The organism is Cupriavidus sp. 30B13 (genome assembly GCF_049059565.2).
Classification (GTDB): domain Bacteria; phylum Pseudomonadota; class Gammaproteobacteria; order Burkholderiales; family Burkholderiaceae; genus Cupriavidus.
Genome location: NZ_CP188223.1, coordinates 1,307,207 through 1,332,865 on the forward strand (window position 1 = coordinate 1,307,207; position 25,659 = coordinate 1,332,865).

Annotated in this window: 27 protein-coding genes, 1 tRNA gene and 1 pseudogene; 16 read left to right on the forward strand and 13 right to left on the reverse strand. The window is 68.7% G+C overall.

Translation table 11 applies throughout. The annotated features are described in order from the left end of the window. Positions 1-25: 25 nt before the first annotated feature. The 3 genes from rph to ACKI2N_RS06105 form a co-directional block, all read right to left on the reverse strand. Positions 26-745, reverse strand: coding sequence for a ribonuclease PH (gene rph / locus ACKI2N_RS06095; protein WP_420992795.1), 720 nt, complete (start codon positions 743-745; stop codon positions 26-28). Between the two features lie 160 nt (positions 746-905). Beyond that, positions 906-1,820, reverse strand: a complete 915-nt coding sequence (locus ACKI2N_RS06100; protein WP_420992794.1) for a PP2C family protein-serine/threonine phosphatase — start codon at positions 1,818-1,820, stop codon at positions 906-908. Between the two features lie 63 nt (positions 1,821-1,883). After that, complete coding sequence (locus tag ACKI2N_RS06105) at positions 1,884-2,939, reverse strand: serine/threonine protein kinase (protein ID WP_420992793.1); 1,056 nt, start codon at positions 2,937-2,939, stop codon at positions 1,884-1,886. A gap of 178 nt (positions 2,940-3,117) precedes the next feature. Here ACKI2N_RS06105 and ACKI2N_RS06110 point away from each other — a divergent pair, with 178 nt between their 5' ends. The 4 genes from ACKI2N_RS06110 to ACKI2N_RS06125 all read left to right on the forward strand — a co-directional run bounded on the left by ACKI2N_RS06110 (position 3,118) and on the right by ACKI2N_RS06125 (position 7,689). Beyond that, positions 3,118-4,059, forward strand: a complete 942-nt coding sequence (locus ACKI2N_RS06110; RefSeq protein WP_420992792.1) for a YicC/YloC family endoribonuclease — start codon at positions 3,118-3,120, stop codon at positions 4,057-4,059. Positions 4,060-4,064: 5 nt separating this feature from the next. Beyond that, entirely contained in the window at positions 4,065-4,718 is a 654-nt protein-coding gene (gene gmk, locus ACKI2N_RS06115; RefSeq protein ID WP_420992791.1) for a guanylate kinase, read from the forward strand. 83 nt (positions 4,719-4,801) lie between these two features. Continuing rightward, positions 4,802-5,005, forward strand: a complete 204-nt coding sequence (rpoZ, locus tag ACKI2N_RS06120; protein ID WP_006578656.1) for a DNA-directed RNA polymerase subunit omega — start codon at positions 4,802-4,804, stop codon at positions 5,003-5,005. Positions 5,006-5,271: 266 nt separating this feature from the next. Further along, complete coding sequence (locus tag ACKI2N_RS06125) at positions 5,272-7,689, forward strand: RelA/SpoT family protein (RefSeq protein ID WP_420992790.1); 2,418 nt, start codon at positions 5,272-5,274, stop codon at positions 7,687-7,689. 27 nt (positions 7,690-7,716) lie between these two features. Here the strand turns inward: ACKI2N_RS06125 and greB are convergent, their stop codons facing one another. Continuing rightward, a complete protein-coding gene (greB, locus tag ACKI2N_RS06130) occupies positions 7,717-8,298 on the reverse strand; it encodes a transcription elongation factor GreB (protein WP_420992789.1) in 582 nt (193 codons plus the stop codon). 123 nt (positions 8,299-8,421) lie between these two features. Here greB and ACKI2N_RS06135 point away from each other — a divergent pair. The 4 genes from ACKI2N_RS06135 (at position 8,422) to ACKI2N_RS06150 (ending at position 10,539) form a co-directional block, all read left to right on the forward strand. Beyond that, positions 8,422-8,498 (forward strand) — tRNA-Arg (locus ACKI2N_RS06135). Positions 8,499-9,052: 554 nt separating this feature from the next. Next, entirely contained in the window at positions 9,053-9,739 is a 687-nt protein-coding gene (locus ACKI2N_RS06140) for a DUF1266 domain-containing protein (RefSeq protein ID WP_420992788.1), read from the forward strand. 100 nt (positions 9,740-9,839) lie between these two features. Beyond that, complete coding sequence (locus tag ACKI2N_RS06145; RefSeq protein ID WP_420992787.1) at positions 9,840-10,121, forward strand: hypothetical protein; 282 nt, start codon at positions 9,840-9,842, stop codon at positions 10,119-10,121. Between the two features lie 181 nt (positions 10,122-10,302). Further along, positions 10,303-10,539, forward strand: coding sequence for a hypothetical protein (locus tag ACKI2N_RS06150; RefSeq protein ID WP_420992786.1), 237 nt, complete (start codon positions 10,303-10,305; stop codon positions 10,537-10,539). A 51-nt stretch (positions 10,540-10,590) separates the two neighbouring features. Here the strand turns inward: ACKI2N_RS06150 and ACKI2N_RS06155 are convergent, their stop codons facing one another. After that, complete coding sequence (locus ACKI2N_RS06155) at positions 10,591-11,049, reverse strand: hypothetical protein (RefSeq protein WP_420992785.1); 459 nt, start codon at positions 11,047-11,049, stop codon at positions 10,591-10,593. Positions 11,050-11,205: 156 nt separating this feature from the next. Next, entirely contained in the window at positions 11,206-11,493 is a 288-nt protein-coding gene (locus ACKI2N_RS06160; RefSeq protein WP_420992784.1) for a hypothetical protein, read from the reverse strand. Positions 11,494-11,757: 264 nt separating this feature from the next. Here ACKI2N_RS06160 and ACKI2N_RS06165 point away from each other — a divergent pair, with 264 nt between their 5' ends. Beyond that, the gene (locus tag ACKI2N_RS06165; RefSeq protein ID WP_420992783.1) at positions 11,758-12,441 is read left to right on the forward strand and encodes a Fe2+-dependent dioxygenase; all 684 of its coding nucleotides are present in this window, start codon (positions 11,758-11,760) and stop codon (positions 12,439-12,441) included. A gap of 202 nt (positions 12,442-12,643) precedes the next feature. Here the strand turns inward: ACKI2N_RS06165 and ACKI2N_RS06170 are convergent, their stop codons facing one another. After that, complete coding sequence (locus tag ACKI2N_RS06170; RefSeq protein ID WP_420992782.1) at positions 12,644-12,943, reverse strand: hypothetical protein; 300 nt, start codon at positions 12,941-12,943, stop codon at positions 12,644-12,646. A gap of 259 nt (positions 12,944-13,202) precedes the next feature. Between ACKI2N_RS06170 and ACKI2N_RS06175 the strand changes: the two genes are divergently transcribed. Next, entirely contained in the window at positions 13,203-13,514 is a 312-nt protein-coding gene (locus ACKI2N_RS06175) for a hypothetical protein (RefSeq protein WP_420992781.1), read from the forward strand. A gap of 156 nt (positions 13,515-13,670) precedes the next feature. Further along, positions 13,671-14,573 (forward strand): lipid A hydroxylase LpxO, encoded by a 903-nt coding sequence (gene lpxO, locus ACKI2N_RS06180; RefSeq protein ID WP_420992780.1) that lies wholly within the window; start codon positions 13,671-13,673, stop codon positions 14,571-14,573. Positions 14,574-14,649: 76 nt separating this feature from the next. On the opposite strand, the gene ACKI2N_RS06185 is transcribed toward lpxO, so the two are convergent. From ACKI2N_RS06185 to ACKI2N_RS06195, 3 genes and pseudogenes are all read right to left on the reverse strand, one after another. Beyond that, positions 14,650-16,212: a sensor domain-containing diguanylate cyclase gene (locus ACKI2N_RS06185; protein ID WP_420992779.1), complete on the reverse strand. Its 1,563-nt coding sequence runs from the start codon at positions 16,210-16,212 to the stop codon at positions 14,650-14,652. Between the two features lie 94 nt (positions 16,213-16,306). Beyond that, positions 16,307-16,516 (reverse strand): hypothetical protein, encoded by a 210-nt coding sequence (locus tag ACKI2N_RS06190; RefSeq protein WP_426990593.1) that lies wholly within the window; start codon positions 16,514-16,516, stop codon positions 16,307-16,309. Between the two features lie 454 nt (positions 16,517-16,970). Next, a pseudogene (locus ACKI2N_RS06195) lies at positions 16,971-18,410 on the reverse strand (PLP-dependent aminotransferase family protein); the annotation flags it as partial. A gap of 175 nt (positions 18,411-18,585) precedes the next feature. On the opposite strand from ACKI2N_RS06195, the gene ACKI2N_RS06200 reads away from it, so the two are divergent. Both ACKI2N_RS06200 and ACKI2N_RS06205 read left to right on the forward strand, forming a co-directional pair. After that, on the forward strand, positions 18,586-19,011 hold the full coding sequence (locus ACKI2N_RS06200; RefSeq protein WP_420992776.1) for a hypothetical protein: 426 nt from the start codon (positions 18,586-18,588) through the stop codon (positions 19,009-19,011). Next, on the forward strand, positions 19,008-19,967 hold the full coding sequence (locus ACKI2N_RS06205) for a threo-3-hydroxy-L-aspartate ammonia-lyase (RefSeq protein WP_420992775.1): 960 nt from the start codon (positions 19,008-19,010) through the stop codon (positions 19,965-19,967). The genes ACKI2N_RS06200 and ACKI2N_RS06205 overlap by 4 nt, the downstream gene beginning before the upstream one ends. Positions 19,968-20,013: 46 nt before the next feature. Here the strand turns inward: ACKI2N_RS06205 and ACKI2N_RS06210 are convergent, their stop codons facing one another. Continuing rightward, positions 20,014-20,319: a single-stranded DNA-binding protein gene (locus ACKI2N_RS06210; RefSeq protein ID WP_020202980.1), complete on the reverse strand. Its 306-nt coding sequence runs from the start codon at positions 20,317-20,319 to the stop codon at positions 20,014-20,016. A 210-nt stretch (positions 20,320-20,529) separates the two neighbouring features. On the opposite strand from ACKI2N_RS06210, the gene ACKI2N_RS06215 reads away from it, so the two are divergent. Further along, a complete protein-coding gene (locus ACKI2N_RS06215; protein WP_420992774.1) occupies positions 20,530-22,146 on the forward strand; it encodes an NAD(P)/FAD-dependent oxidoreductase in 1,617 nt (538 codons plus the stop codon). Positions 22,147-22,159: 13 nt separating this feature from the next. Here ACKI2N_RS06215 and ACKI2N_RS06220 read toward each other — a convergent pair whose 3' ends face one another. Further along, positions 22,160-23,419 carry a TIGR03862 family flavoprotein gene (locus ACKI2N_RS06220; RefSeq protein ID WP_420992773.1) on the reverse strand — a complete coding sequence of 420 codons (1,260 nt, stop codon included), beginning with the start codon at positions 23,417-23,419 and terminating at the stop codon, positions 22,160-22,162. A 162-nt stretch (positions 23,420-23,581) separates the two neighbouring features. On the opposite strand from ACKI2N_RS06220, the gene ACKI2N_RS06225 reads away from it, so the two are divergent. Together ACKI2N_RS06225 and ACKI2N_RS06230 are read left to right on the forward strand one after the other, a co-directional pair. Next, positions 23,582-23,968 (forward strand): hypothetical protein, encoded by a 387-nt coding sequence (locus tag ACKI2N_RS06225; RefSeq protein WP_420992772.1) that lies wholly within the window; start codon positions 23,582-23,584, stop codon positions 23,966-23,968. Positions 23,969-24,024: 56 nt separating this feature from the next. Next, the gene (locus ACKI2N_RS06230; protein ID WP_420992771.1) at positions 24,025-24,579 is read left to right on the forward strand and encodes a DUF1415 domain-containing protein; all 555 of its coding nucleotides are present in this window, start codon (positions 24,025-24,027) and stop codon (positions 24,577-24,579) included. A 74-nt stretch (positions 24,580-24,653) separates the two neighbouring features. Here the strand turns inward: ACKI2N_RS06230 and ACKI2N_RS06235 are convergent, their stop codons facing one another. Beyond that, positions 24,654-25,550: a class I SAM-dependent methyltransferase gene (locus ACKI2N_RS06235; RefSeq protein WP_420992770.1), complete on the reverse strand. Its 897-nt coding sequence runs from the start codon at positions 25,548-25,550 to the stop codon at positions 24,654-24,656. Between the last annotated feature and the right edge of the window lie 109 nt (positions 25,551-25,659).

Genomic DNA, 25,659 nt, shown 5'->3' on the forward strand with positions numbered 1-25,659 from the left:
TTCACCGTATCGGTTCGATCCACCATCAGGCCAGGCCGAGCGCGCGGCGCTGGTGCGTCACCAGCTCCGCGATGCCCTGCTCGGCGAGGCGGGTCATGGCGTCGAGGTCGGCGCGGCTGAACGGCGCGCCTTCGGCGGTGCCCTGCACTTCGACGAAGCCGCCGCTGCCGGTCATCACCACGTTCATGTCGGTGTCGCAGTTGCTGTCCTCGGCATAGTCGAGGTCGAGCACGGCCACGCCGTCCACCATGCCGACCGACACGGCGGCGACGAAATCGCGGATCGGGCTGGTCTTGAGCAGGCCGTCGCGCAGCATGGTGGCGACGGCGTCGTGCGCCGCCACGAAGGCGCCGGTGATCGCCGCGGTGCGCGTGCCGCCGTCGGCCTGGAGCACGTCGCAGTCCAGGTGGATGGTGTATTCGCCCAGCGCGGCCAGATCGAACACCGAGCGCATGGCGCGGCCGATCAGGCGCTGGATTTCCTGCGTGCGGCCGGTTTGCTTGCCGCGCGCGGCTTCGCGGTCCGAGCGGGTGTGGGTGGCGCGCGGCAGCATGCCGTATTCCGCCGTGACCCAGCCTTCGCCGCTGCCTTTCTTGTGCGGCGGCACCTTGGCCAGCACGCTGGCCGTGCACAGCACCTTGGTATCGCCAAAGGCACTCAGGACGGCGCCTTCGGCATGGCGGGTGTAGTGGCGGGTCAGTGTGATAGGGCGCAGCGCATCGGCTGCGCGTCCGCTTGGTCGCATGGGGGAATTTTCTCGGGAAACGGTCCAGGAGCGGGATTTTACCGCCGGCCGGGCTTGCGTGCCCGTCCGGCGCCGGCGCAGGCGCCGAGACCGGCCCGATTGCCGGGTTTTTCATGCGGGGCGGCGCGCACGCTACTTTTCGCGGCCCGCGCGGCCGCGCTCAGCGCATGAAGTTGCTGCTCTTGTCGATCGCCGCGCGGATCTCGGCGATCGAGCGCTCGATCTCTTCTTCCGACAGCAGGTCGGTGTCGCCGCCGTTGTTCTCGAGGATGGAGGTGGTGAAGGTGTTGAGCGGCAAGGTCTCGGTCGCCACCGCCTCGTCGTTGGCCAGGTGCGCGTCCAGCTCCCACATCATGGCGATGGCGGTGGTGTTGTCCGCGCCTTCGCCGGCGTTTTCCAGGGCCTGGTCGATCAGGTCGGGGATGGCATGCACCACCGACAGGTTGGTCACCTTGTCGACCAGCAACTGTTCCTCGATGCTGCCCCACAGGCCGTCCGAGCACAGCAGCGCGACGTCGCCGGGTTCCAGCCGCAGCGGGCCGCCGATATCGATCAGCGGCAGGTTGGGCGAGCCCAGGCAGTTGTAGAGCTTGTTGCGCTCGGGGTGGTTGGCCACCTGCATCGGCAGCACGCGCTCCTGCTGCAGCAGGTTCTCGATCTTGGAGTGGTCGCGCGTGCGGGTCAGCAGGTCGCCCTTGCGCACCAGGTAGAGGCGGGAGTCGCCGGCGTGCGCCCAGTGGATCTGGCCGTTCTGCACCAGGCAGCACACCACCGTGGTGCGCGGCACGTCGGCCAGGCCGTTGGCCTCGGCGTAGCGATGGATGTCGCGGTGGGCCAGCATGATGGTGTCCTGCAGGAAATCCGCCGGATTGCGGATCGATGGCCGGGCCTGGGCCTGGAACTGGCGGGCCAGGGTCTGCAGGGCCTGCTGCGCGGCGACTTCGCCGAGCGCGTGGCCGCCCAGCCCGTCGGCCAGCACCATCAGCAGGGCATCGCGCGTGAAGCAATACCCCATGCGGTCCTGGTTGATGCGGCGGCCGCCTTTCCTGCTTTCCTGATAGACGGAGAATCGCATGTTGGCTGTTGGGGTCGGTTCCCGGGAGGGCGCGCCCGGCGGGCGGCTCCTCCCGAATGTAGGTTAATCGCCGCTCGGGCCGATTTCCCGCGCGGGGGCGCCGGCGGCAGGTTCGTCGCGCTTGCGCAGCAGCGTCAGGAAACGGCTGGCGATGGGGCGCTCGGCGGCGGCCGGCGCGGGCACGCCGGCCGCGGCCTGCTCGCCCAGCGCGTTGGTCTGCTCGCGCAGCTCCTTTTGCAGCCGGAACACGCTCTGCGGCCGTTCCGACGGCGCCAGGCGCAGGCACCATTCGACCAGGTCGACCAGGCCGTTGGTGTAGCTGGTGCGCAGGCGCGTGAGGGAATCCGCCATGCGGTCGTCCTTCTCGCGCTGGTTCGCTTCCTGCGGTGGCATGCCGGCCATGCAGGCATAGAGCGTGGCGCCAAGGCTGTAGATGTCGGTCCAGGGGCCGAGCTCGCTGTGCTTGCCGTACAGTTCGGGCGCGGCAAAGCCGGGCGTGTACATGGGCTGGAAGCGCGCCGCCTCCATGGTCAGGATCTGGCGCGCGGCGCCGAAATCCAGCAGGATGGGCGATTCGTCCTCGCGCAGGTAGATGTTGCCGGGCTTGATGTCCAGGTGCAGCAGCTTGTGGATATGGACCTCGCGCAGGCCGCTCATCAGCGCATGGAAGACCTTGCGGATGAAATGCTCGCGCAGGACCTTGGCGCGGCCTTGCTGGCGCGCGTGCAGGATGTGTTCCTGCAGCGTCTTGCCCAGCTCGTAGTTCATCACCATGTAGACGGTGGAGTTCTCGCGGAAGAAATTCACCACGCGCACCACGCTGGGGTGCGAGATGCGGGCCAGCGAACGGCCTTCCTCGAAGAAGTACTTGAGCCCGAGCCGGAACGACGCGGCGCTCTCCTCGGGCACCACCGGGATCAGCTCGCCGGGCTTGCGGCGGGCCAGCGACGAAGGCAGGTATTCCTTGATGGCGACAGGCGAGCCGGTCTCGTCGGTAGCGAGGTAGACGAAACTGAACCCCCCGCTGGCCAACTTCTTTACAATACGGTAGTTGGACAGCAGCGTGCCGATGGGCAGCGGTGCGCTCTTCGGAGGTGTTGCGCCCTTGGACTCTGTCATAGGATTCGGGACCTTGATTGCCTCCGGATTGTCCTGACTAATCGATGACTTGTAAAGAACACAATAGCGGCCATTATTGGCCCTCTTTCCGGTGTTCGGACGGCGCGGCGGCGGGGTACCCGGCACCGCGCGCCGCCAGGACCCAAGCGGCCAGTTGGCCATTTCGCGAGACTATCCAATGATCCACAGCATGACGGGCTACGGCCTGGCGGCCCGCCAGGCGCCGCTGACCGACGCGCACGGCGCGCCGACCGGCAGGACCGCTTCCGTATCGGTCGAATTCCGCACTGTCAACTCGCGATTCCTCGACCTGTTGTTCCGGGCCCCGGAAGAGTGCCGCGCCTTCGAGCCGGCCCTGCGCGAGATGCTCATGGCCAAGCTGTCGCGCGGCAAGCTGGAGTGCCGCATCAACCTGCAGCGCGCCGAGGCCGGCACCGGCGGCGCCACGCTGGCGCTCAACGACGCCCTGCTGGCGCAGATCCGCGCGCTGGAAACCACCGTGGCGGCCACCTTCACCGAGGCCGGCACGCTGCGCATGGGCGAGATCCTGCGCTGGCCCGGCGTGCTGGTCGAGCCCGAGCTGTCGCAGGAAGCGCTGCGCGAGGCGGTGACCGAGGCGGCCAGGGACGCCCTGGCCCAGCTGCTCGAGGCGCGCCGCCGCGAGGGCGAGGCGCTCAAGGCCACGCTGGTCGAGCGCATCGAGGCCATGCTGGCCATCGTCGAGCGGCTCGTGCCGACCATCCCGCAACTGATCGCCCACCACCAGGAAAAGCTCACCGAGCGCCTGCAGGAAGCCTTCGGGCTGGTCGCGCCCAACGGCATGACCTCGATGAGCCGCGACGAGATCGGCGAGCGCATCCGCCAGGAAGCCACGGTCTACGGCATCCGCATCGACATCGCCGAGGAGCTCTCGCGCCTGCAGGCCCACCTGAACGAAACCCGCCACATCCTCAAGAAGGGCGGCCAGGTCGGCAAGCGGCTCGATTTCATGATGCAGGAGCTCAACCGCGAAGCCAACACGCTGGGCTCCAAGGCCGCCGCCAAGGAGCTGGCCGATGCCTCCATGGAGCTCAAGCTGCTGATCGAGCAGATGCGCGAACAGATTCAGAACCTCGAATAATCATCATGAGTGAAACGTCGTCCCACGTCGCCATCGACACCGCCTACCCCGGCAACCTGTTCATGGTGGTGGCGCCCTCCGGCGCAGGCAAGTCCACGCTGGTCAATGCGCTGCTGGCGCAGGACCCGGCCATCCGCCTGTCCATCTCCCACACCACCCGCGCGCCGCGCCCCGGCGAGCAGGACGGCCGCGAATACCACTTCACCACGGTGGACGCGTTCCGCGCCGCGCGCGACCGCGGCGAGTTCCTCGAGTGGGCCGAAGTGCACGGCAACTACTACGCCACCTCGCGCGTCTGGATCGAGCAGCAGATGGCCCAGGGCAACGACGTGCTGCTCGAGATCGACTGGCAGGGCGCGCAGCAGGTGCACCAGCGCTTTTCCAACGCCACCGAGATCTTCATTCTGCCGCCGTCGCTGTCGGCGCTCGAGGAGCGCCTGAACAAGCGCGGCCAGGACGAGCCCAACGTGATCGTGCGGCGCCTGCTGGCCGCGGGCAGCGAGATGGCGCATGCTTCCGAGTCGGACTACGTCATCATCAACGAGGTGTTCGAGCACGCGCTGGAGGAACTGCGCACGGTGATCCGTGCCACCCGTCTGCGCTTTTCGTCGCAAAAGGCGCGCCACACCGACCTCTTCATCGAGCTCGGTATTCATTGAGCCGGAGGCGCGCGGGAACGTTTTTTGCCGCGTGCTGTAAAATAGCCGGCATCGCATAGGTTTTGTCCCGAGGTGGATTTGATATGGCGCGTATTACCGTCGAAGATTGTCTGAAACACATCCCGAACCGTTTCGAGCTCGCGCTCGCGGCGACGTACCGGGCCCGTCAGCTGGTGCAGGGTCATACGCCCAAGGTCGAGGCCAAGGACAAACCGACCGTGGTGGCGCTGCGCGAGATCGCGTCGGGCCAGGTCGGCATCGAGATGCTCAAGAAGGTACCCACCTGATTTTCGGGCGGCCGTGGCCAGTCTTCGCAATGCGTACCTTTGCATCCAGCGCTTGCTGCACCTGCTGACGTACCTGTTCGCGAACGCGATTGCACAGCCACATCACAGAGGCCGCCCCGATGTCTTCTTCCCAGCCTTCTCCTCCTGCCGCGACGGCGAGCCCTTCGGGCGCGCTCCCGCGCCCGCATGGAGATGCGCCTGGTGAAGCGGGCGGCGACGCGATGCCGCCCGTCACGCGCAAACGCGCCGGGCCAGGCCAGCCGCCCGTGACGGCACGCACCGGCGCTCCCAATCTGCCCGATCCGCTCGGCGACAACGTCGTCGGCGAGCGCGCCGTCGCGCCCGCCATGGGCTCGGGCAAGGGCAGGGCCGCGCAGGCGGCGGCCGAAGGCGAACTGAGCGAGGCCCCGGCCGCCGCGGCACCCGCCGACGCGCTGTTCATCGACGCCGTGCTGGCGCAGTCCTACCGCCACTTCTTCGGCCCCACCTCCCAGCCCGCGGTACCGCCGCGCCAGCAGGTGATCTCGATCACCCGGCTGATGGAGAAGCTCGCCTACCTGAAGCCGGCCGACCAGGCCATCGTGCGCGAGGCCTTCCAGTTCTCCGACGAGGCCCACCTGGGCCAGTACCGCCAGAGCGGCGAGCCCTACATCACCCATCCGGTGGCGGTGGCCGAGCTGTGCGCGGACTGGAAGCTGGACGTCCAGTCCATCATGGCCGCGCTGCTGCACGACGTGATGGAAGACCAGGGCATCACCAAGAGCGAGCTGGCGGAGAAGTTCGGCCCCAAGGTGGCCGAGCTGGTCGACGGCCTGACCAAGCTGGACAAGCTCGAATTCCAGAGCCGTGAGCAGGCGCAGGCGGAGAGCTTCCGCAAGATGCTGCTGGCGATGGCGCGCGACGTGCGGGTGATCCTGGTCAAGCTGGCCGACCGCACCCACAACATGCGCACGCTCGATTTCGTGCCGCCGGAAAAGCGGCGCCGGATCGCGCTCGAGACCATGGAGATCTACGCGCCGATCGCGCACCGGCTCGGTCTCAACACCACCTACCGCGAGCTGCAGGAGCTGTCCTTCAAGGTCGGCTCGCCGTTCCGCTACGCCACGCTCGAGAAGGCGGTCAAGGCCGCGCGCGGCAACCGGCGCGAGGTGGTCAAGCGCATCCTCGAGGCGGCGCAGAAGGCGCTGGGCGACGCCGGCATCGTGGCCGAGCTGTCCGGGCGCGAAAAGACGCTGTACAGCATCTACCGCAAGATGCACGACAAGCAGTTGTCGTTCTCGCAGGTGCTGGACGTGTACGGCTTCCGCGTGGTGGTGGAAACGCAGATGCACTGCTACATGGCGATGGGCGCGCTGCATGGCCTGTACAAGCCCATGCCGGGCAAATTCAAGGACTACATCGCGATCCCCAAGATCAACGGCTACCAGTCGCTGCACACCACGCTGGTGGGTCCGTTCGGCACGCCGGTGGAGTTCCAGATCCGCACGCGCGACATGCACCAGATCGCCGAGGCCGGCGTGGCCGCGCACTGGATGTACAAGCACCAGGCCGACCAGGCCAACGACATCCAGCAGCAGGCCCACCAGTGGCTGCAGTCGCTGCTCGACATCCAGAGCCAGACCGGCGATTCGCAGGAATTCCTCGAGCACGTCAAGATCGACCTGTTCCCGGACGCGGTCTACGTGTTCACGCCCAAGGGGCATATCCGCGCGCTGCCGCGCGGCGCCACCGCGCTCGACTTCGCCTACGCCGTGCATAGCGACCTGGGCAACCAGTGCGTGGCGGTGAAGATCAACAACGAGCTGCTGCCGCTGCGCACCGAGCTCAAGAGCGGCGACATCGTCGAGGTGGTGACGGCGCCGTACTCCAAGCCCAACCCGGCCTGGCTGGCCTTCGTGCGCACCGGCAAGGCGCGCGCGGCGATCCGCCACTACCTCAAGACCACGCGCCTGGACGAGGCCATCCAGCTCGGCGAGCGCCTGCTGGAGCAGTCCGCGCGCCAGCTCGGCATCGAGTTGAAGGCGTTGCCGCAGTCGGTGTGGGACCGCATGGTGCAATGGACCGGCAACAAGCACCGCGAGGACATCTTCGCCGACCTGGCGCTGGGGCGGCGCGTGCCGGCCGTGGTGGCCAAGCGCATGGAGATCCTGCTGCAGGAGCTGTCCGGCGACGTCGACAGCGCGCTGCTGGCCGCCGTGCAGACCTTCGCCGGCGACGAAGCGCCGGCGGTGCCGATCACCGGCGACGAAGGCATGTCGATGATCTTCTCGGCGTGCTGCCGCCCGATCCCGGGCGACTCCATCGTCGGCTACCTGGGCAAGGGCGAAGGCCTGCAGATCCACGTGCAGGACTGCAAGGTGGCCAAGCGCCTGCACAGCAAGGACCCGGAGCACTGGATCGACGTGATGTGGGCGCGCAAGACCACGCGCGCGTTCGACGTTTCCATCAAGGTGATGGTGCGCAACGTCAAGGGCATCGTCGCGCGCGTGGCGGCGGACCTGACCTCGGCCGACGCCAACGTAGCGCATGTCTCGATGGAGCAGCAGGAGGGCGGCCACCAGGAAGCCACCTACATGCAGTTCGTCATCCAGGTGCAGAACCGCCTGCACCTGGCCAACGTGATGCGGGCGCTCAGGCGCAACCCCGACGTGATCCGCATCTTCCGCGACCGCAACGACGGCTGACGCCGCCGCCGCGCGGCGGCGCGGGGCTCAGGCCTGGCCGGGCTGCGCCGCCGGCTGCTGCGGATAGCGGACTTCCAGGATATCGATCTGCTCGACGCCGTTGGGCGTGTGCAAGGGCACGGTGTCGCCTTCGCGCGCCTTGATCAGCGCGCGCGCGACCGGCGAGATCCAGCTTACATGGTTACTGTCGAGGTCCACCTCGTCCATGCCGACGATGGTGACCGTGGTCTCTTCCCCGGCCTGGTTGGCATAGGTCACCGTGGCGCCGAAGAAGATCTGGTCGTTGTCGCCCTGCAGGGAAGGGTCCACCACCTCGGCCTTGTCCAGGCGGCGGGTCAGGAAGCGGATGCGGCGGTCGATCTCGCGCAGGCGCTTCTTGCCGTAGAGATAGTCGCCATTCTCGGAGCGGTCGCCGTTGGATGCGGCCCACGATACGATCTGGACCACCTCGGGGCGCTCCGTGTCGATCAGGTGCATCAGCTCGTCGCGCAGGCACTGGTAGCCCTGCGCGGTGATGTAGTTCTTGCTGCCCGGCGGCAGCGGCGCGGCGCCTTCGGGGAGGTCGTCGTCCTCATCGCCGGACGACTCTTTGACGAATGCCTTGTTCATGGTACGGATCACTTCAAGCGGGCTGTCATTATAGAAAGTCTCGGTCGGACGAAAGAAAAAGCGAAAATATGCCCGAAGGGGGTTCACAAAGCCCAAAAGTACGATATAATTTCTTTCTCGAGTGCGGCTGTAGCTCAGTTGGATAGAGTACTTGGCTACGAACCAAGGGGTCGTGGGTTCGAATCCTGCCAGCCGCACCACCTATCAGAAGAGAAGGGCTTCCAGAAATGGAAGCCCTTTTTTCGTCTTCGTTTTTGTTGTTCCCGTCCTCGTTGCGGCGTATTGCCTGCGCCCGTGCTCGGCGATGGCCGTCTGCCGCAGCACCGGTGGCCTGCCCCATTCTACGTGGTCTCGCGTCCGGTGCCCGCCGCGCGCGCGTGCGATTCAGAGTTGTCGCATCGCGGGCCATCCTTCCCGCCGCTAATCTCGGTTCCGGTGCGCCCCCGATGCGCGCTGATCGCCCGACCGCTGTCAGTACCGGCTGTCCGCTGTCCGCTGTCCGCTGTCCGCTGCGCTGCCGTTCTTCGCCAGTTGCTCGCGCCGGGCGATCGCACTCTTCCGGATTCTTCTCTTGAGGGCTTCCAAGATGCGGGCTTTACCCTGGTTGGTTTCCGCCCTGCTGCTCGCCGGGCTGGCTGGTGCCGCGCGGTGCCGGCATCGCCGCCGCGTTTCGTGCGCGGCGCCGGCCGCGCCCGCGTGCCGGCTGCCGGCCGGCAAGGGCCGCGCGCAAGGCGGCGCTGTCCGCCGTGTTTCCATGCCAGGAGCGGGCGAGCGCGAGCAGGGTTTGCTGCTCGGCCTGTTGCACGACGGCTGCCCGCACGGGCATGCGCGCGCGCTGGCCACCGGCACCGATCCGCGCGCGCAGGCCAATGCCCTCGCCGATGCCTGGCACATCCATACCGCCGGCGAAGCGCGCGGCATGCTGGCGTGGCTGCTCGAGGAGGGGCATCGCGCCTTGTACCCGCAGGTCTGCCGGATCCTGTTCGCGGTGCCGCGCGCCGCGCGCGAGCGCGAGATCGTGCGGCTCGACCAGGTCTTCGACCCGGTGCGCCTCGCGCTGTGCGTCGACAATCTCGAGCGCGCGCTGCCGGGCCTGCGCGAGTCGCGCTTCATCGTCTCCGGGCAGGATCTCGCGCGCGGCGTGCTGGCGTGGGACATGAGCCGCGCGATCCATGTCGCGCGCATGGCCTACGACTGCGGCATGCAGACCGACGCGCAGGCCTGGGCCGTGATCGAGCGGGCGGCGGCGCAGGTATTCGCGCAGTACGCATCGTGGGAGCAGGTGGTGGCGAGCTATTTGCTCGGGCGCGCCATGTGGGCGGGCCCGGATGCCGGATTCTCGCGCCACGTGGCATTCGCGCGGGCCTGCATCGACGACGCCGCCAGTCCGTGGCAGGCATCATCCTATCCTGGCCAGGAGCCCGGCCGCGGCGCCATGTAGGCGGGCGCCGACTTGCGGGCCCCTGGCCTGCGGGCTAGGCTGGGTTGAAGGGCGCGGCGCCGGTGCGCCGGCCCGGCCACGGGCAACGCGGGGGAATGTCATGAACAATTCGGACTGGCGTGTCGAAGCCTATCGCGGCATGGATGTCTATGTCCTGGTTTCCGAACAGCAGGAAGACGGCGTGGCGGCGCTGGGCGGCGTGGGCAAGTGGCGCTACGAGGTGCGGGTCGCGCAGGAGGGTGCCGATCCTTCCGACGCGGGAGACACCGAGCGGTCATCCGGGCAGGGCGCGCCCTACGCGACCCGGCATGCCGCCGAGGAGGCGGCGTTCATCGCGGGCTACCGGCTCGTCGATCAGCTGGTGGGGCGCGCCGAGGGCTAGACGTCCGCTCCCTGCGGACCTGCCGGCATCGTTGCGGATTCGGAAACATCGCATATCACGTCGTGATGTGCCTGGCTTCGTCCGTTATTGATGCCGATCATGCCAGCGTCGCCGGCGGCGCTCTACTCTGAAACTGAAGCACACGGCTTACGCGGTGTGCATGCAGCAAGGAGGTGCCATCATGCCGGAGTTCAACGGATACAAGATCATCTACGAAGTGCTCTCGCTGCCCAAGGCCAAATGGGCAATCCTGGTCGAGGTCATTCACGCGCGGGACGGCGCGGTGCTCGCCAAGCGCCACAACCCGTTCCCGCACCACGTTTTCGACACCAAGCTCGAGGCGCTGGACCAGGTCAACCGCTACCTGAAGGAAATGCTGGAAGGCAGGCCCGCCAGCGCGAATGCGCTGCGCGGCTAGCGATGGCTTCGCGCGCACCGTCTCGTGCGCGCATCCCATAGCGGCGCTGTTTCAGCGCCGTCCGCCGCGGCCGCCGCCACCACGGCCACCCACGCCGCCGCCGTGCTGTCCGCCGCCCCAGCCGCCGCGGTAGCCATGTCCGAAACCGGGGCGATGGGGATAGGCGCCCCGGTAGGAATAACCGCCGCGATACGGGTAGCCGCCGTGGTAGCGATACCAGCCACGCGCGCCGCCATAGCCGCCATAGCCACCATAGCCACGGTAGCCGCCGTAGCCCCAGTGGCGGTAGCCGTAGAAAACGGCGCCGCCGCCGTAGAACCCGCCATAGAACGGCAGCGGATAGTCATAGCCATACCCATATCCGTAGCCATACCACGTCGGCGGGTACGCCGTGCCGGGTCCGTAGAACGCGTAAGGGTCGTAGACGCCGTAGGCATCGTAGGGGCCGTACGGCGAGTAGCCGTAGTCGTAATCGTTGTCGAAGACGGCGCATGCGCCCAGGAACAACAACGGTAGAGCCAGCAAGAGTCGGAGCGGAGCGCGGTGCATGTTGCCTTCAGTTTGGCATGGGCCTGCCCGGCGCATGCCGGGCGATAACAATTAGAGACCGCCATCGCCCGCTAGGTTCATTGCCGCGCCCCCGCTGCGGGCGTGTCGGTGCGGTGCTCAGGCGGGCGCCCGCGCCAGCGCGGCCGCGCGCGCGAAAGTGTCGCGCACCTGCGGCTGGCCCTCGCGTCCCGCCGCTTCGGCATGCGCGTCGAGCCGGTCGATCAGCACGCTCAGGTTGTTGCCCGCGGGTGCGGTCTTGCTCGCCGCGCACTGGCCGACAGCCTCGCGCATGAGCTGGCCGAGTTCCCGGTCGATGTCGGCGCCGTCGAAAGCGCTGATCGACAAGGCGGAAATCTGCTCGAGGTAACGATTGACCAACGCTTCGTCGTGTGCGGGTTCGGGCATTGCCGTCTCCTTCGCCTGGATGGCATTGATGGCGGGGTGAGCTTCATTGTAGTGGGCGGGCGTGACCGTAGCTGTCGGGGCGGCGCCTACAGGAGAGCAGTACCCGTCACCATATCAGATGCTTCCTACCCGGCTTGCGCGAGATCAAGCGATATCTCGATGAAAATGATTCCTATTTGAATGCGGGAGGCCTTTCCCCTACAATCGGCGCTCGCCTGTCCACCCCGGCGCCAGTCCACCGTCTCTCCCGAGGTAAACGAAATCATGATGCTGCATATTCCCGATGTGCTGACTCCGGCTCAGGTAGCCGAATGCCGCGCGCTGATGGACGCGGCGGAATGGATCGACGGCAACGCCACTTCCGGCGTCCAGTCGGCCCTGGCCAAGCGCAACATGCAGTTGCCCGAAGGCTCGCCCGTGGCGCGGCAGGTCGGCGACCTGATCCAGGACGCGCTGGGCGCCAACCCGCTGTTCTTCTCCGCCGCCTTGCCGCTCAAGGTCTACCCGCCGCTGTTCAACCGCTACGAAGGCGGCCACGCCTTCGACAACCATGTAGACAATGCCATCCGCCACCTGCGCGGGACCAGTTTCCGCATCCGCAGCGATCTCTCAGCCACGCTGTTCCTGACGGCGCCCGAAGACTACGACGGCGGCGAACTGGTGGTGGAGGACACCTACGGCCAGCAGCGCGTGAAGCTGCCGGCCGGCCACATGGTGCTGTATCCCGCCACCAGCCTGCACCATGTCAGCCCGGTCACGCGCGGCGCGCGCGTGTCGTCGTTCTTCTGGATCCAGAGCATGGTGCGCGACGACGGCCAGCGCTCGGTGCTGTTCGAGCTGGACACGCAGATCCAGCGCGTGGCGCAGGCGCTGAGCCACAAGGAGCCCGCGGTGGTCGGGCTGACGGGGGTCTATCACAACCTGCTGCGCCGCTGGGCCGACGCCTGAGCCGGCCACGGCAGCGCTGCGTAGGGATCGGAAAGAAAGGGGAAAGGGAAGCGTAAGGGGGAGCGTAAGGGGAGCGAGGCGCGGGCGCGAACGGGGGAAACCCGAAGGATGCCGGACTCTCCCGAATCCGGCGCCGGCCGTCCGCCTCGCGGCGCCGCGGCATCGATGCGTGCCGGCGGCGGCTATTGGTTATGGCTACCGGCTATTCGCGATCGCGCCGGTGCGGCGGCAGTGGCACCATGGCGACGCGCCGCCGCGCGGGCTTGAGCACCCGGTTCGGCCAGAATACGTAGGTGGTATGCGGGTCCATCGGCTTGCCGAAGTAGGACACCCACACCTGCACGCCCTGTTCGGTTTCCGCGACGATGGCGGCCACGGCGCGGGCCGCGACTGCGGGGGATTTGAGCAAGGTCGCGAGCGCTTCCACGCCTTGGACCACATGGTGTTTGACACCGCCGAACCACGCGTACTGGCGCATGGCTGACAACAAACGCTTGGTCATTGAACGCTAGTGTTGGTGAGTGAGCTGATGAGACACGAGCTTACTCCCTTTGTTCAGTGCCGGACGATGGGACTTCTCTATCGCTTTCCCTGAGTCATCGGATGTCGCAGCACGGCCTTGCGCGCGGCGGCCGGCCGTTGCCTTTTTGCGCGTGCCGTCCGGCCGCCGCATTGACAACGCGCGGCGCGGGGATTAGCGTCATCGGCAGGGCCGCCCCGTCCGCCCCGCCGCCACGTCCGCCTATCCCGGGAGCTTGCCGATGACCGAAGAGATGCTGATGCAACTGATGGTCGAAGTCGAGAAAGAGGATCCGATCGACTACGCCGACCTGCCCTTCGACGATGCCACGCTGCGCAACCTCGCATGCCGGCTGGTGGCCCAGCGCTCGAACGCGATGGAATCGGCGGGCATGCCGGTCGGCGACCTGCTTGCCACCATGTGGGCGTCCACCGCCAAGCTGGTGCTGGAGAACATGGTGCTCAACGCGCGCCTGCTGGCGCTGCGGGGCCAGCCCGACGACGCCAGCGCGCTGATCGGGCGCATCGCCCGCCAGTCGCGCGGCAATTCCTGAGCGGGCTGCCGGCCGCCGGCCGGCACGCTGTGCGCTGGCGATCTCATTTAGCAGCGCGCGCGCCGTTTCGCTACACTACGGGTTTTCGCCCCCGATGCTGTGCCGTTGCCCGCAAGCGCGACGGCGTTCGATGCTGCTGATTTGGAGGATTTTCGGGTGATCAAGTGGATAATCGTCGCGGCGTACCTGGGAGCGATCCTGTACGTGCATTTCCGCGGCAAGGTAAGGCTGCGCATCTGGCGCCAGCTGCTGGACCATTCGGCGCTGGTCGCGCCGATCAACTGCTTCATGTACATGTTCTCGGGCGTGCCGCGCACGCCCTACATCCCGGTCGAGCGCTTCCCCGACCTCGAGAAGATCCGCGCGGCCTGGCCCCAGATCCGCGACGAAGGGCTGGCGCTGGCCGCCATGCGCAAGATCAAGGCCGCGGAGAAGAACGACGACGCCGGTTTCAACTCGTTCTTCAAGTATGGCTGGAAGCGTTTCTACCTGAAGTGGTACGAGGCGCGCCATCCGTCGGCCGAGGTCCTGTGCCCGCGCACGGTGGAACTGCTGCGCGGGCTGCCCAGCGTGAAGGCCGCGATGTTCGCCGAGCTGCCGCCGGGCGGCAAGCTCAACCCGCACCGCGACCCGTTCGCGGGCTCGCTGCGCTACCACCTGGGCCTGGCCACGCCCAACGACGACCGCTGCTTCATCGAGGTCGACGGCGAGCGCCATAGCTGGCGCGACGGCCTGGGCGTGGTGTTCGACGAGACCTACCTGCACTGGGCCGAGAACAAGAGCGACAGCAACCGGCTGATCCTGTTCTGCGACATCGAGCGTCCGATGCGCTTCGGCTGGGCCGGCAAGGTCAACCGCTGGATGGGCCGCAAGGTCATGACCGCGGCCAGCTCGCCCAACGAGGAAACCGACCAGACCGGCATGATCAACCGGCTGTTCCGCATCGTCTGGCTGGGCGGCCAGTACCGCCGCCGCTTCAAGGCCTGGAACCGCCAGGCCTACTACGTGGTCAAGTTTGGCCTGATCGCCGCCGGCGTGGCGCTGATCATCTACATCTGAGCGCGGCGCGCGGCACCGAGTTTCTTACACGGAAAAAGGGCCGGCGCAAGCCGGCCCTTTTCGTTTCCACGCCGCCTCAGCGCCGGCGCCGGCCGCGCTCGTCATCGAGTTCTTCGTAGTAGGCGCGCTTGGCCTGGTACATGCGCGAGTCGGCCAGCTTGATGGCGTCGCTCAGGCGCTCGCCGATGCCGCACGTCGCGGTGCCGATCGACAGGCTCAGCGCGGTACCGGGGTAGAACTGGTTGTTCAGCTCCACCACCTGGTGGATCTGCTCCACCACGGTGGCCACGCCGCGCTCGTCGCGCCCGGGCAGCAGCACCATGAATTCGTCGCCGCCGACGCGCGCCACGCAGACCTGGTCGCTCACGGCCTTCTTCAGCGCTTCGCCGGTGCGGCGCAGCAGCGCGTCGCCGTCGCCGTGGCCGAGCTGGTCGTTGACCTGCTTGAGGCCGTTGAGGTCCACCGCGATCACGCTGACCGGCCACGGTCCCTTGCGGCCCAGGCGCGCCAGCTCGTCTTCGTAGTAGGCGCGGTTGTAGAGCTTGGTCAGCACGTCGTGCTTGCCGAGGAATTCCACGTAGGCCTCGGCCTTCTTGCGCGCGGTGATGTCGGTCAGCGAGACCAGCACCTGGTCCCAGTCGGCCTCGTGGCCCGGGAACACCGACCACTGCATGAACACATCCACCGGCCGGCCGTCCAGCGCGTAGTTGATGACCTCGCGCTGCTGCCACAGTTTCTCGTTCCACAGGTCGACCAGCTGCTCGGCGAACTGGATGCGCATATTGTCGCGGAACACGTCGCCCAGGCGCGACAGCAGCTCGGCCTTCGAGGTGGCGCTGAACATCAGCAGGGTCTGCTGGTTGACGTCGAGCACGCGGATTTCCTGCATGCAGCGCGAGATGAAGTCCGGGTGGACGTTGAGAAAGGTGCGGAAATCCGTGATGCCGGCGCCGCGCACCTCGTCCAGCAGCAGCTTGACCGCGCTGAAATCCTCCACCCACAGCGACACCGGCGAATGCTCGAACAGGCCCAGCGCGTACTGCTCGCTGCGGCGCAGTTCGCGCTCGGTGGCCACGCGCACCGTGATGTCCTCGATGGACAGCAGCACGCGCGCCCAGGTGTCCTCGTGGCCGGGCATGACGGTTGCCTCGAGGCGGATGTCCAGGCGCTTGCCTTCCAGCGTGTAGTTGACGGTCTGGCTGGAGAAATGCCGGCCGCCGTCCCACAGCTGGCCCAGTTCCTCGACGTGCTGGTCGAACATGTCGTCGCGGAACACGGTGTCGAGGTTGCCGACCAGGTCGGCCAGGTCGGAGGCGCGGAACAGCTCCAGCGTGCGCTGGTTGACGTCCAGCACGCGGATCAGCGCCGAGCAGTGCGCCACTTCCTGGGGATGCCGGCGCAGGTGGGTGCGCAGGTCGGTCACGCCGCGCGCGCGCAGGGCCTGGAAGTGCTCGCGCACCGCGCTGAAGTCTTCAAGCCACAGCGATACCGGCGCGAGCTGGAACAAGGTTTGGTATTCGGCGTCGATGTGCGCCGCGTCGGTGATGGCCGTCAATGTGTATTCTCCCTTTCCCGTCGGCGCGCCGGGCCGGCTGGCCCGGGCGTCCGGGTCTGTGCCGGACTGCCGCCAAGCGCGCATCGGCGATAGCATAGGGCAGCGGGGCGGGAAATGGGGAGGTGTGTGGCGTAAAAACCGACGTCCGCGGGGTGTCCCCCACCAGCGGGGGGCAGGTTCAGGCCTGGCGGGAGAGCTCGGCGATGCGCGCCGGGGCGAAGCGGTGCGGCGCGTTTTCCTGCTCGGCGATCAGTTGCAGCGCGGCTGCCTGCAGCAGCGATCCGGCGGTCAGGTGGGAGGCCAGTGCGCGCAACTCGTCGAGTTTGCCGCGTGCCGGGGGCTGGAGGGAGGTCATGTCGCTGGTGGTCTGCTCGGAAACAGCGGCCATGGTAGCGGCGCGCGGGGCCGCGGCGCTTTGCGCTGCGTCATGCGCCCTGCTCGCGGCGCCGGCTTCCTCCCGCGCGGCCGGGGCGGGGCGGGCCTGGTTCGCCTCGGCGCGCGCCTGCCGGCGGTGGGCCTGGTCGGCACGGCGCAGCATGCACGAGCGCGGCGTGGCGGCGCCGGTGTCCGCGGCGAGAGGGAGGAATGGGAGCTGCATCGTTTTTCTCCTGGTGGGCGGCTTGCCGCCTTCGACAAGCCTTGGCAGAGTGCCGCACGCCGCTTTCCTTGCCGAGCGCGCTGCGATGAACGGCCGGATCGGTGGAGCGAAAAGCACGCTGCAGTGCCTGAGCCGATACCCCGGCGCGATCCGGTGCCATCCGGCGCCATCCCGCGGATCGTCTAGCCCGGCGCGCGCCCCCCGGCGCGCGCCCCCCGGCGCGGGCGCCGCGCGGCGGCCGGGCGGCCAGGCGCGCCGCCACCCCGGCCAGCTCGCGCAGCGCGCGCTCGATTTCCGGCGAAAACGGCATGCCGCAGTTCAGGCGCAGGAAATGGTCGAAGCGGTTGGAGTTGGAGAACATCACGCCCGGCACCACGCGGATGCCAGCCTTCAGGGCCTCGTCGAACACGGCTTCGGACGATACCGGCCCGGGCAGTTCCACCCACAGGTGCAGGCCGCCGTGCGGATCGGAGGCACGCGTGCCGGCCGGGAAGCCGGCGGCGATCGCCTGCGCCACCTGCGCGCGCTGTCCGCGCAATTGCTCGCGCAGGCGCCGCAGGTGGCGCTCGAAGGCGCCCGAGCCCATGTAGTCCGCCAGCGCCATCTGCGCCAGCAGCTCGTTGGGGCGCGACTGGCTGTACTTGAGCATTTCCACGCGCGCCTGCCAGCGGCCCGCCGCGATCCAGCCCAGCCGCATGCCGGGCGCGAGCGTCTTGTGCAGCGAGGCGCAATGGATCACGCCGCCGTCGCGGTCCCATGACTTGAGGGCCGCGGGCGGCGTGTCGCCGTCGGCCAGCGCGGAGAAGCAGTCGTCCTCGATCAGCGCGATGTCGCGCTGCCCGCACCAGGCCACCAGCCGGGCCTTGTGGTCGTCCGGCATGATGCAGCCGAGCGGGTTTTGCAGGTTGGGCACCACCACCACGGCGCGGATGTTGTCGTAGGTCTGCGCCGCCAGCTCCAGCGCTTCGAGCGAGATGCCGGTCTGCGGGCTGCTGGGAATCTCCAGCGCGCGCATGCCCAGGCTTTCCAGGATCTGCAGCAGGCCGTAGTAGGTCGGCGACTCCACCGCGATCACGTCGCCGGGGCGCGCCACCGCGCGCAGCGCGAGATTGAGCGCTTCCGTGCAGCCATGCGTGACCAGGATGTCCTCGGGCGCCACCGTGATGCGCGACAGCAGCGCATGGCGCGCCAGCACCGCGCGGAAAGCGGGGTGCCCGCCGGCATCGGCGGCGGTGCCGAACAGCTGCGGGTGGCGCCGCAGCGCGCGCGCCGCCGCGTCGCGCAGCGCCTGCGCCGGGTAGAGCGCGGGCGCGGCGCAGGCGCCGGCGAAATTCACCGCCACCGGGCGCTGGCGCCCGCGCGCGGTGATGGCCGAGATGCGTTCATGGATGCCGACGTACTGCGCGGGGTCCGGCAGCGTGGCCGGCGGCTCCGCGATCGGCGCCAGCGGTTTGTGCGGCGCCCGTGCCGGGTGCCGCACGAAGTAGCCCGAGCGCGGCCGGGCTTCGAGCAGCCCGTCGCTTTCCATCTGCCGGCAGGCCTGCAGCGCGGTCGACAGGCTCACGCCGTGCAGTTCCATCAGGGTGCGTACCGACGGCACGCGGTCGCCCGGCTTGAGCGTGCCGGCCTCGATGGCGTGGCGGTAATGCTGCGCGAGCTGGCGGTAGAGCGGGGCGGAATCCATGCGGCATGGTGGCGCGGCGGCGGCCAGCGCAACAGATACAGATACGGGCGTTCTGTATCGTAACAGATGGCCTGTGCATGATCTGTTGCGGTCCGGCCGGTGCGGGCGTGTGCCTGTTTCGGCCCGGCGCTGCCCGATAGTCTGGATCCCTGTCAACACCGCAGGGAGCCGCATCATGCAAGGCTATCGTTCCGATCTTCCCGATCCCATGAAGGCGGTCGCGCCGGTCGCGCCCGCCACCCCGGGCGGCGCGCCGCGGGCGCAGATGCTCGACCTCGAAACCAGCCGTGTGCTACGGTTCCATGCCAGGGCCGGCACCGCGCTGTATGTGCTGGAAGGCGAGCTTGCCCTGTCCGGGGCGCCGCGCTGGCTGGCCGGCACCATGTGGCGGCAGCCGCAGCGCCTGCCGGCCGGCAGCATGGTGGTGCTGCCTTCGGGCTGGGTGGAGCTGCTGGCCACGCGCGCCGCCACGCTGCGCCTGCACGCGCCCGCCGCGCGGCCGCGGCGCCTGGCCCGGCTGTCCCGCTGGCTGGCCCGCCGCCTGTCCCCGGGCACGCCCGCCCACGCATCGCAATGTTTTCACGGAGAGCAACACAAATGAGCGAACTGGCAATTTCCTATGACGACGTGGCCGCGGCCCACCGGCGGCTCGAAGGCGTGGCCCACCGCACGCCGGTCATGACCTCCACCTTTGCCGATGCGAACAGCGGCGCCGAGCTGTTCTTCAAGTGCGAGAACTTCCAGCGCATGGGCGCCTTCAAGTTCCGCGGCGGCTACAACGCCATCGCGCAGTTCACGCCGGCGCAGCGCAAGGCGGGCGTGATCGCGTTTTCCTCGGGCAACCACGCGCAGGCCATCGCCTTGTCGGCGCGCCTGTTCGGCGTGCGCGCGGTCATCGTCATGCCGCACGACGCGCCGGCCATCAAGATCGCCGCCACGCGCGGCTACGGTGGCGAAGTGGTGCTGTACGACCGCTATACCGAGGACCGCGAAGCCATCGGCCGCCGCCTGGCCGAGGAGCAGGGCCTGACCCTGATCCCGCCGTACGACCATCCGCACGTGATGGCCGGCCAGGGCACCGCCGCCAAGGAACTGTTCGAGCAGGCCGGCCCGCTCGACGTGCTGATCACCCCGCTCGGCGGCGGCGGACTGTTGTCCGGCTGCGCGGTGGCCGCGCGCGCGCTCAACCCGGACTGCCAGGTGATCGGCGTCGAGCCGGAGGCCGGCAACGACGGCCAGCGCAGCCTGCGCAGCGGCAAGATCGTCCATATCGACACGCCCGACACGCTGGCCGACGGCGCCCAGACCCAGCACCTCGGCAATCTCACCTTCCCCGTGCTGCGCAGCCTGGTGGACGACGTGGTGACGGTCAGCGACGCCGAACTGGTCGAAGCGATGGCGTTCTTCGCCGGCCGCATGAAGATGGTGGTCGAGCCCACCGGCTGCCTGGGCGCGGCGGCGGTGTTCGCCAGGCGGATCGACGTCGGCGGCAAGCGCGTCGGCGTGGTGATCTCGGGCGGCAACGTGGACCTGGCGCGCTTCGCTTCCCTGCTGTAGGCGGCGCAGCCATAAAGTGCAGCCCGGGCGCGGCAGCCCGCCGCGCTCAGGGCTGGGCGTCGCGGGCGCTCAGCAGGCCGTGCGCCACCATGTCCAGCGCCGGGCGCGTGTCGCCGTTCTTGTCGGTCCAGACCTTGGGCGTGAGGCTGCCCGAGAGCGCCACGGATTCGCCGTCCTCGAGCGCCAGCAGCGCGGCGCGCACCTTGTCGGCAAACGCGATCACGTTGACGATCACGGTGTCGCCGTCCCCGGCGGTGGCCTTGAGCCGGGCGGTGACGAACAGGCTGCCGCCCTGGCCGCTGCGTTCGCTGGCGTGGCCGTGGAGGCGGCCGCTGACTAGTCCGTCGATCATGGTGTTCCTTGCTGTCATGAGGTTGGCGGCCATCGCCGAGCGCGCCGCCGGGGTGCGGAAGATCTCACAATTTCGCCGCCGCGGGGCGCAGAATGCGGGCCCTGGCCCGAAAAACTATAAAATTGCGGTCCGGCCAGCCCGACGCTCACCCAGAGTGCAGTCCGCGCCCCATGCGGGGCGGACCCCCCGGCCGCAGAATTCCAGGTTCCCATGCTACGTCTAAGTGAAGTCAAACTCCCGCTCGACCATGCCGAGAGCGATCTCGATGCCGTGGTGCGCGCGCGCCTGGCCGAGATCGGCGTCGAGGCCGATGGCCTGGCCGGGTTCACCGTGTTCCGCCGCGCGCACGATGCGCGCAAGCGCTCCGATATCAAGCTCACCTACATCATCGATATCGAGGTCAGGGACGAAGCCGCGGCGATCCGGCGCATGGCGGGCAAGCCCAACTGGAGCGTGACGCCGGACATGGCCTACCGCTTCGTGGCGCTGGCGCCGGCGCAAGGCACGCGGCTGCGCCCGGTGGTGATCGGCATGGGCCCGTGCGGGCTGCTGGCCGGGCTGATCCTGGCGCAGATGGGCTTTCGCCCGATCATCCTGGAGCGCGGCAAGGAAGTGCGCGAGCGCACCAAGGACACCTTCGGCCTGTGGCGCAAGAGCGTGCTGAATCCGGAGTCGAACGTGCAGTTCGGCGAAGGCGGCGCCGGCACGTTCTCCGACGGCAAGCTCTACAGCCAGATCAAGGACCCGCGCCATCTCGGCCGCAAGGTGCTGGAAGAGTTCGTCAAGGCCGGCGCGCCGGAAGACATCCTCTACCTCGCGCGCCCGCACATCGGCACCTTCCGCCTGGTCAGCATGGTGGAGAAGATGCGCGCGGAGATCTTCGCGCTGGGCGGCGAGATCCGCTTCGAGACGCGCGTCGAGGATTTCGACATCGACCACGGCAAGCTGCGCGGGCTCAAGCTGCACGACGGCGCCTACCTGGAGGCCGACCACGTGGTGCTGGCCGTGGGCCACAGCGCGCGCGACACGTTCCAGGTATTGCACGACCGCGGCGTGTTCATGGAAGCCAAGCCGTTCTCGCTGGGTTTCCGCATCGAGCATCCGCAGGGCCTGATCAACCGCAGCCGCTTCGGCAAGTTCGCCGGCAACAAGCTGCTCGGCGCCGCCGACTACAAGGTGGTGCACCACGCCAGCAACGGGCGCGCGGTGTACAGCTTCTGCATGTGCCCGGGCGGCACGGTGGTGGCCGCGGCCTCCGAGCCGGGCCGCGTGGTGACCAACGGCATGAGCCAGTACTACCGCGCCGAGCGCAACGCCAACGCCGGCATCGTGGTCGGCATCACGCCCGAGGATTATCCCGGCGGTCCGCTGGCCGGCATCGCTTTCCAGCGCCACTGGGAAGAGCGCGCCTTCGAGCTGGGCGGGCGCAACTACAACGCGCCGGCCCAGCTGGTGGGCGACTTCATCGCGCGCCGGCCTTCGACCGCGCTCGGTTCGGTCGAGCCCTCGTACAAGCCGGGCGTCACGCCGACCGACCTTTCCGGCGCGCTGCCGGAGTACGTGACCGAAGCCATCCGCGAGGCTCTGCCCGAGCTCGACAAGAAGATCGCCGGCTTCGCCGTGCACGATGCGGTGCTGACCGGCGTGGAAACGCGCACCTCCTCGCCGCTGCGCATCCGCCGCAACGACAGCTACCAGAGCATCAACGTGGAAGGCCTGTACCCGGCCGGCGAAGGCGCCGGCTACGCGGGCGGCATCTACTCGGCGGCCATCGACGGCATCGAGGTGGCCGAGGCCGTTGCGCTGAGCATCGTCAACGGCGCCTGAGCGCCGCGCTGCCTCAGGCGGCGCGCTCCAGCCAGGCCGCGGCGCCCAGCCCGGCCGCGCGCCCGCTGGCGAAGCAGGCGGTCAGCAGGTAGCCGCCGGTGGGCGCTTCCCAGTCCAGCATCTCGCCGGCGCAGAACACGCCCGGCACGGCGCGCAGCATCAGTTGCGCGTCCAGTGCCTCGAACGCGACGCCGCCCGCGCTGCTGATGACCTCGTCGAGCGGGCGCGCGCGCAGCAGGCGCAGCGGCAACGCCTTGAGCGCGGCGGCCAGCCGTGCCGGATCGGCGAATTCTTCCTTCGACAGGCACTCGCGCAGCAGTCCGGCCTTGACGCCGGCAATGCCCAGCCTGCTTTGCAGATGGCTCGACAGCGAGCGCGCGCCGCGCGGGCGCAGCACCGCCTCGGCCACGCGCGCGGCGCTCAGGCCGGGGGCGAGGTCGAGATGGATCACGGCCTCGCCGGTGCTTTCCAGCAGGTCGCGCATGGGCGCGCTGAGCGCATAGACCAGGCTGCCCTCGATGCCGCCCGCGGTGATGACGAACTCCCCCTGGCGATCGTGCCGGTTGCCGTCGCGGTCGCGCAGGCCGATGGCCACGGCCTTGACCGGCTGCCCCGCGAAGCGCGTGCCGAAGTGCTCGCTCCAGGCCACGTCGAAGCCGCAGTTGGCGGGGCGCAGCGGCGCCACCTCGACGCCGCGCGCGGCCAGCAGCGGCACCCACGCGCCGTCCGAGCCGAGCCGCGCCCAGCTGCCGCCGCCCAGCGCCAGCACCACCGCCTGCGCGTGCACACGCAGTTCGCCCTCGCTCGTGGCGAAGCGCAGCGCGGGCGCCGCCTGGTCCGCCCAGCCCAGCCAGCGATGCCGCATATGGAAGCGCACGCCGGCCTCGCGCAGGCGGTGCAGCCAGGCGCGCAGCATCGGCGCGGCCTTCATGTCGGTGGGGAAGACGCGGCCCGAGCTGCCGACGAAGGTCTCGATGCCCAGGCCGTGCACCCATTCGCGCAGCGCCCGCGGCCCGAACTCCGCCAGCAGCGGCGCGATCTGCGCGCCGCGGCTGCCATAGCGCGCGAGGAACGGTTCGGCCGCTTCCGAATGCGTGAGGTTCATGCCGCCGCGCCCGGCCATCAGGAACTTGCGGCCCGCCGAAGGCATGGCGTCGTACACGTCCACGCGCCAGCCGCGCGCAGCCAGCGCCTCGGCCGCCATCAGGCCCGCGGGGCCGCCGCCGATCACGGCAACGGTGGCGGAATCGGGAGTGGCGGCGGGTGCGGGCATGTGGGAACTCGGGGAAGGGCGGCGGAAGGGGCGGAACGGATTATATAGGGTCACCAAGGGTCACCAGCGGCTACCCGGGGCAGCATCGCGCCGGCGCCTGATAAGATCCGGCCCTCGACCTCGCCCATACGCGTACCCACAAGCGTCCCATCCGTGCCTGCCATGACCCCGCCGCCGTTTGCCCCGGCCTTCCGCCTTGCCACGCGCCGCCTGCTGGCGGGTCTCGCGCTGGGCCTGCTCTGCGCCGCGCCGCCCGCATTCGCCCAGGAAACCGCGCAAGGGCTGCGGGACAAGGCCATGCACGGGGACTTCCTGTCACAGCGCAACCTGTCCTATTGCCTGCAGTCCGGATGCCTCGGGCTGGAGAAAGACCGCGTGCGTGCCTGCGCATGGCGCAAGGTGATCCTGCTGTCCGGCGACCGCCACGTGACCGATCTCGACACCGCCAATCTCGAATACGTCTGCGGCAAGCTGAGCGCGGCCGAGCGCGATGCCGCCATGCGCCAGGCGGACGCGCTGGCGCAGCAGATCTACGGGCAGCGCCGCTGAGCGGCGGCGCGGGGGGCGGACGCTAGAATGGCGGTTTCGCGCCGTCCGCCATTGCCATGACTTCAGCCACGCCGTCCACCGAAACCGTCCTGCACGCCACCCGGCAATGGCTGGAGCGCGCCGTGATCGGCCTCAACCTGTGCCCGTTCGCCAAGGCCGTGCACGTGAAGCGGCAGATCCGCTACGCCGTGAGCGCCGCCACCGATGCCGAAGGCGTGATGGCGGATCTCGAAACCGAACTCAAGCTGCTGGCCGAGGCGGACCCGGCCGAGACCGACACCACGCTGCTGATCCTGCCGCATGCGCTGGCGGATTTCCTCGACTACAACGACGCGCTGTATTTCGCCGAGCGCCTGCTCAAGAGCCTGCGCCTGGCCGGCACGCTGCAGATCGCCAGCTTCCATCCGCACTACCGGTTCGACGGCACCGAGCCGGACGATATCGAGAACTACACCAACCGCGCGCCTTATCCGATCCTGCACCTGCTGCGCGAAGACAGCATCGCGCGCGCGGTGGCAGCGTTCCCCGATGCGGCGGACATCTACGAGCGCAACCAGGAGACCATGCGCAAGCTTGGCCTGGCGGGCTGGCAGGCGCTGATGCGCGATTGATGCAGTCGATGCAGTACGACTGGTACTTGCCGGGCCGCGCAACGACGCCAGGATCTTCTTGAAACGACTTCTTACTACGTCACGGCGCAGGCGTCCTCGCCGTGCGCGCCGGCGTAGAAGCGCCCCGACATTTCTTCCAGCCCCAGCGTCTTCAGCACTTCGTTCAGGCGCTCGGCGGGCCGGCGCCGCGGCAGGTCCTTGTACTGCGCGATGATCAGCTCGTTCTTCATCGAGTGCTCCCAGCCCACCAGCTCGGTCACGCTGACCTGGTAGCCATGCGCTTCGAGCTGCAGGCAGCGCAGCACGTTGGTGACCTGGCTGCCGAACTCGCGCGTGTGCAGCGGGTGGCGCCAGATCTCGGTGAGCGGGCTGGCCAGCGCGCGGGCCTTGTTCTTGCGCAGCACGCCGGCCACCTCGGCCTGGCAGCAGGGCACCACCACGATGTACCTGGCGTGCTTTTCCAGCGCGAAGCGGATGGCGTCGTCGGTGGCGGTGTTGCACGCGTGCAGCGCGGTGACGATATCGATGGTGGCCGGCAGCTGCGGCGAGACGATCGAGTCCGCCACCGACAGGTTGAGAAAGGACATGCCCCCGAAGCCCAGCCGCGCGGCCAGCTCCTGCGAGGTGCGCACCAGTTCCTCGCGCGTCTCGATGCCGTAGATGCGCGAATTGTCCAGGTGGTCCTTGAAGAACAGGTCGTACAGGATGAAGCCCAGGTAGGACTTGCCCGCGCCGTGGTCCACCAGCGTCACGTCCGGGTGGTCCTGCTTGAGGTCCTGCAGCAGCGGCTCGATGAACTGGAACAGGTGGTAGACCTGCTTGAGCTTGCGGCGGCTGTCCTGGTTCATCTTGCCGTCGCGCGTGAGGATGTGCAGCGCCTTGAGCAGTTCGATGGACTGGCCGGGACGGATTTCGTGGGGGCTGGACGCCGGTGCGGCGGGCGTTTTCGACGCCGGGGACTTCTGGGCCATCTGGGGAACCTGGGAAAACTGTGGATGAGCGCCGTCAGCGCCAAAGCGGCAGTTTACCGAAAGTCGCTCCCGGCCGGGCGGAGTGGCGCAAGCGCCGCAGCCCGCGCGG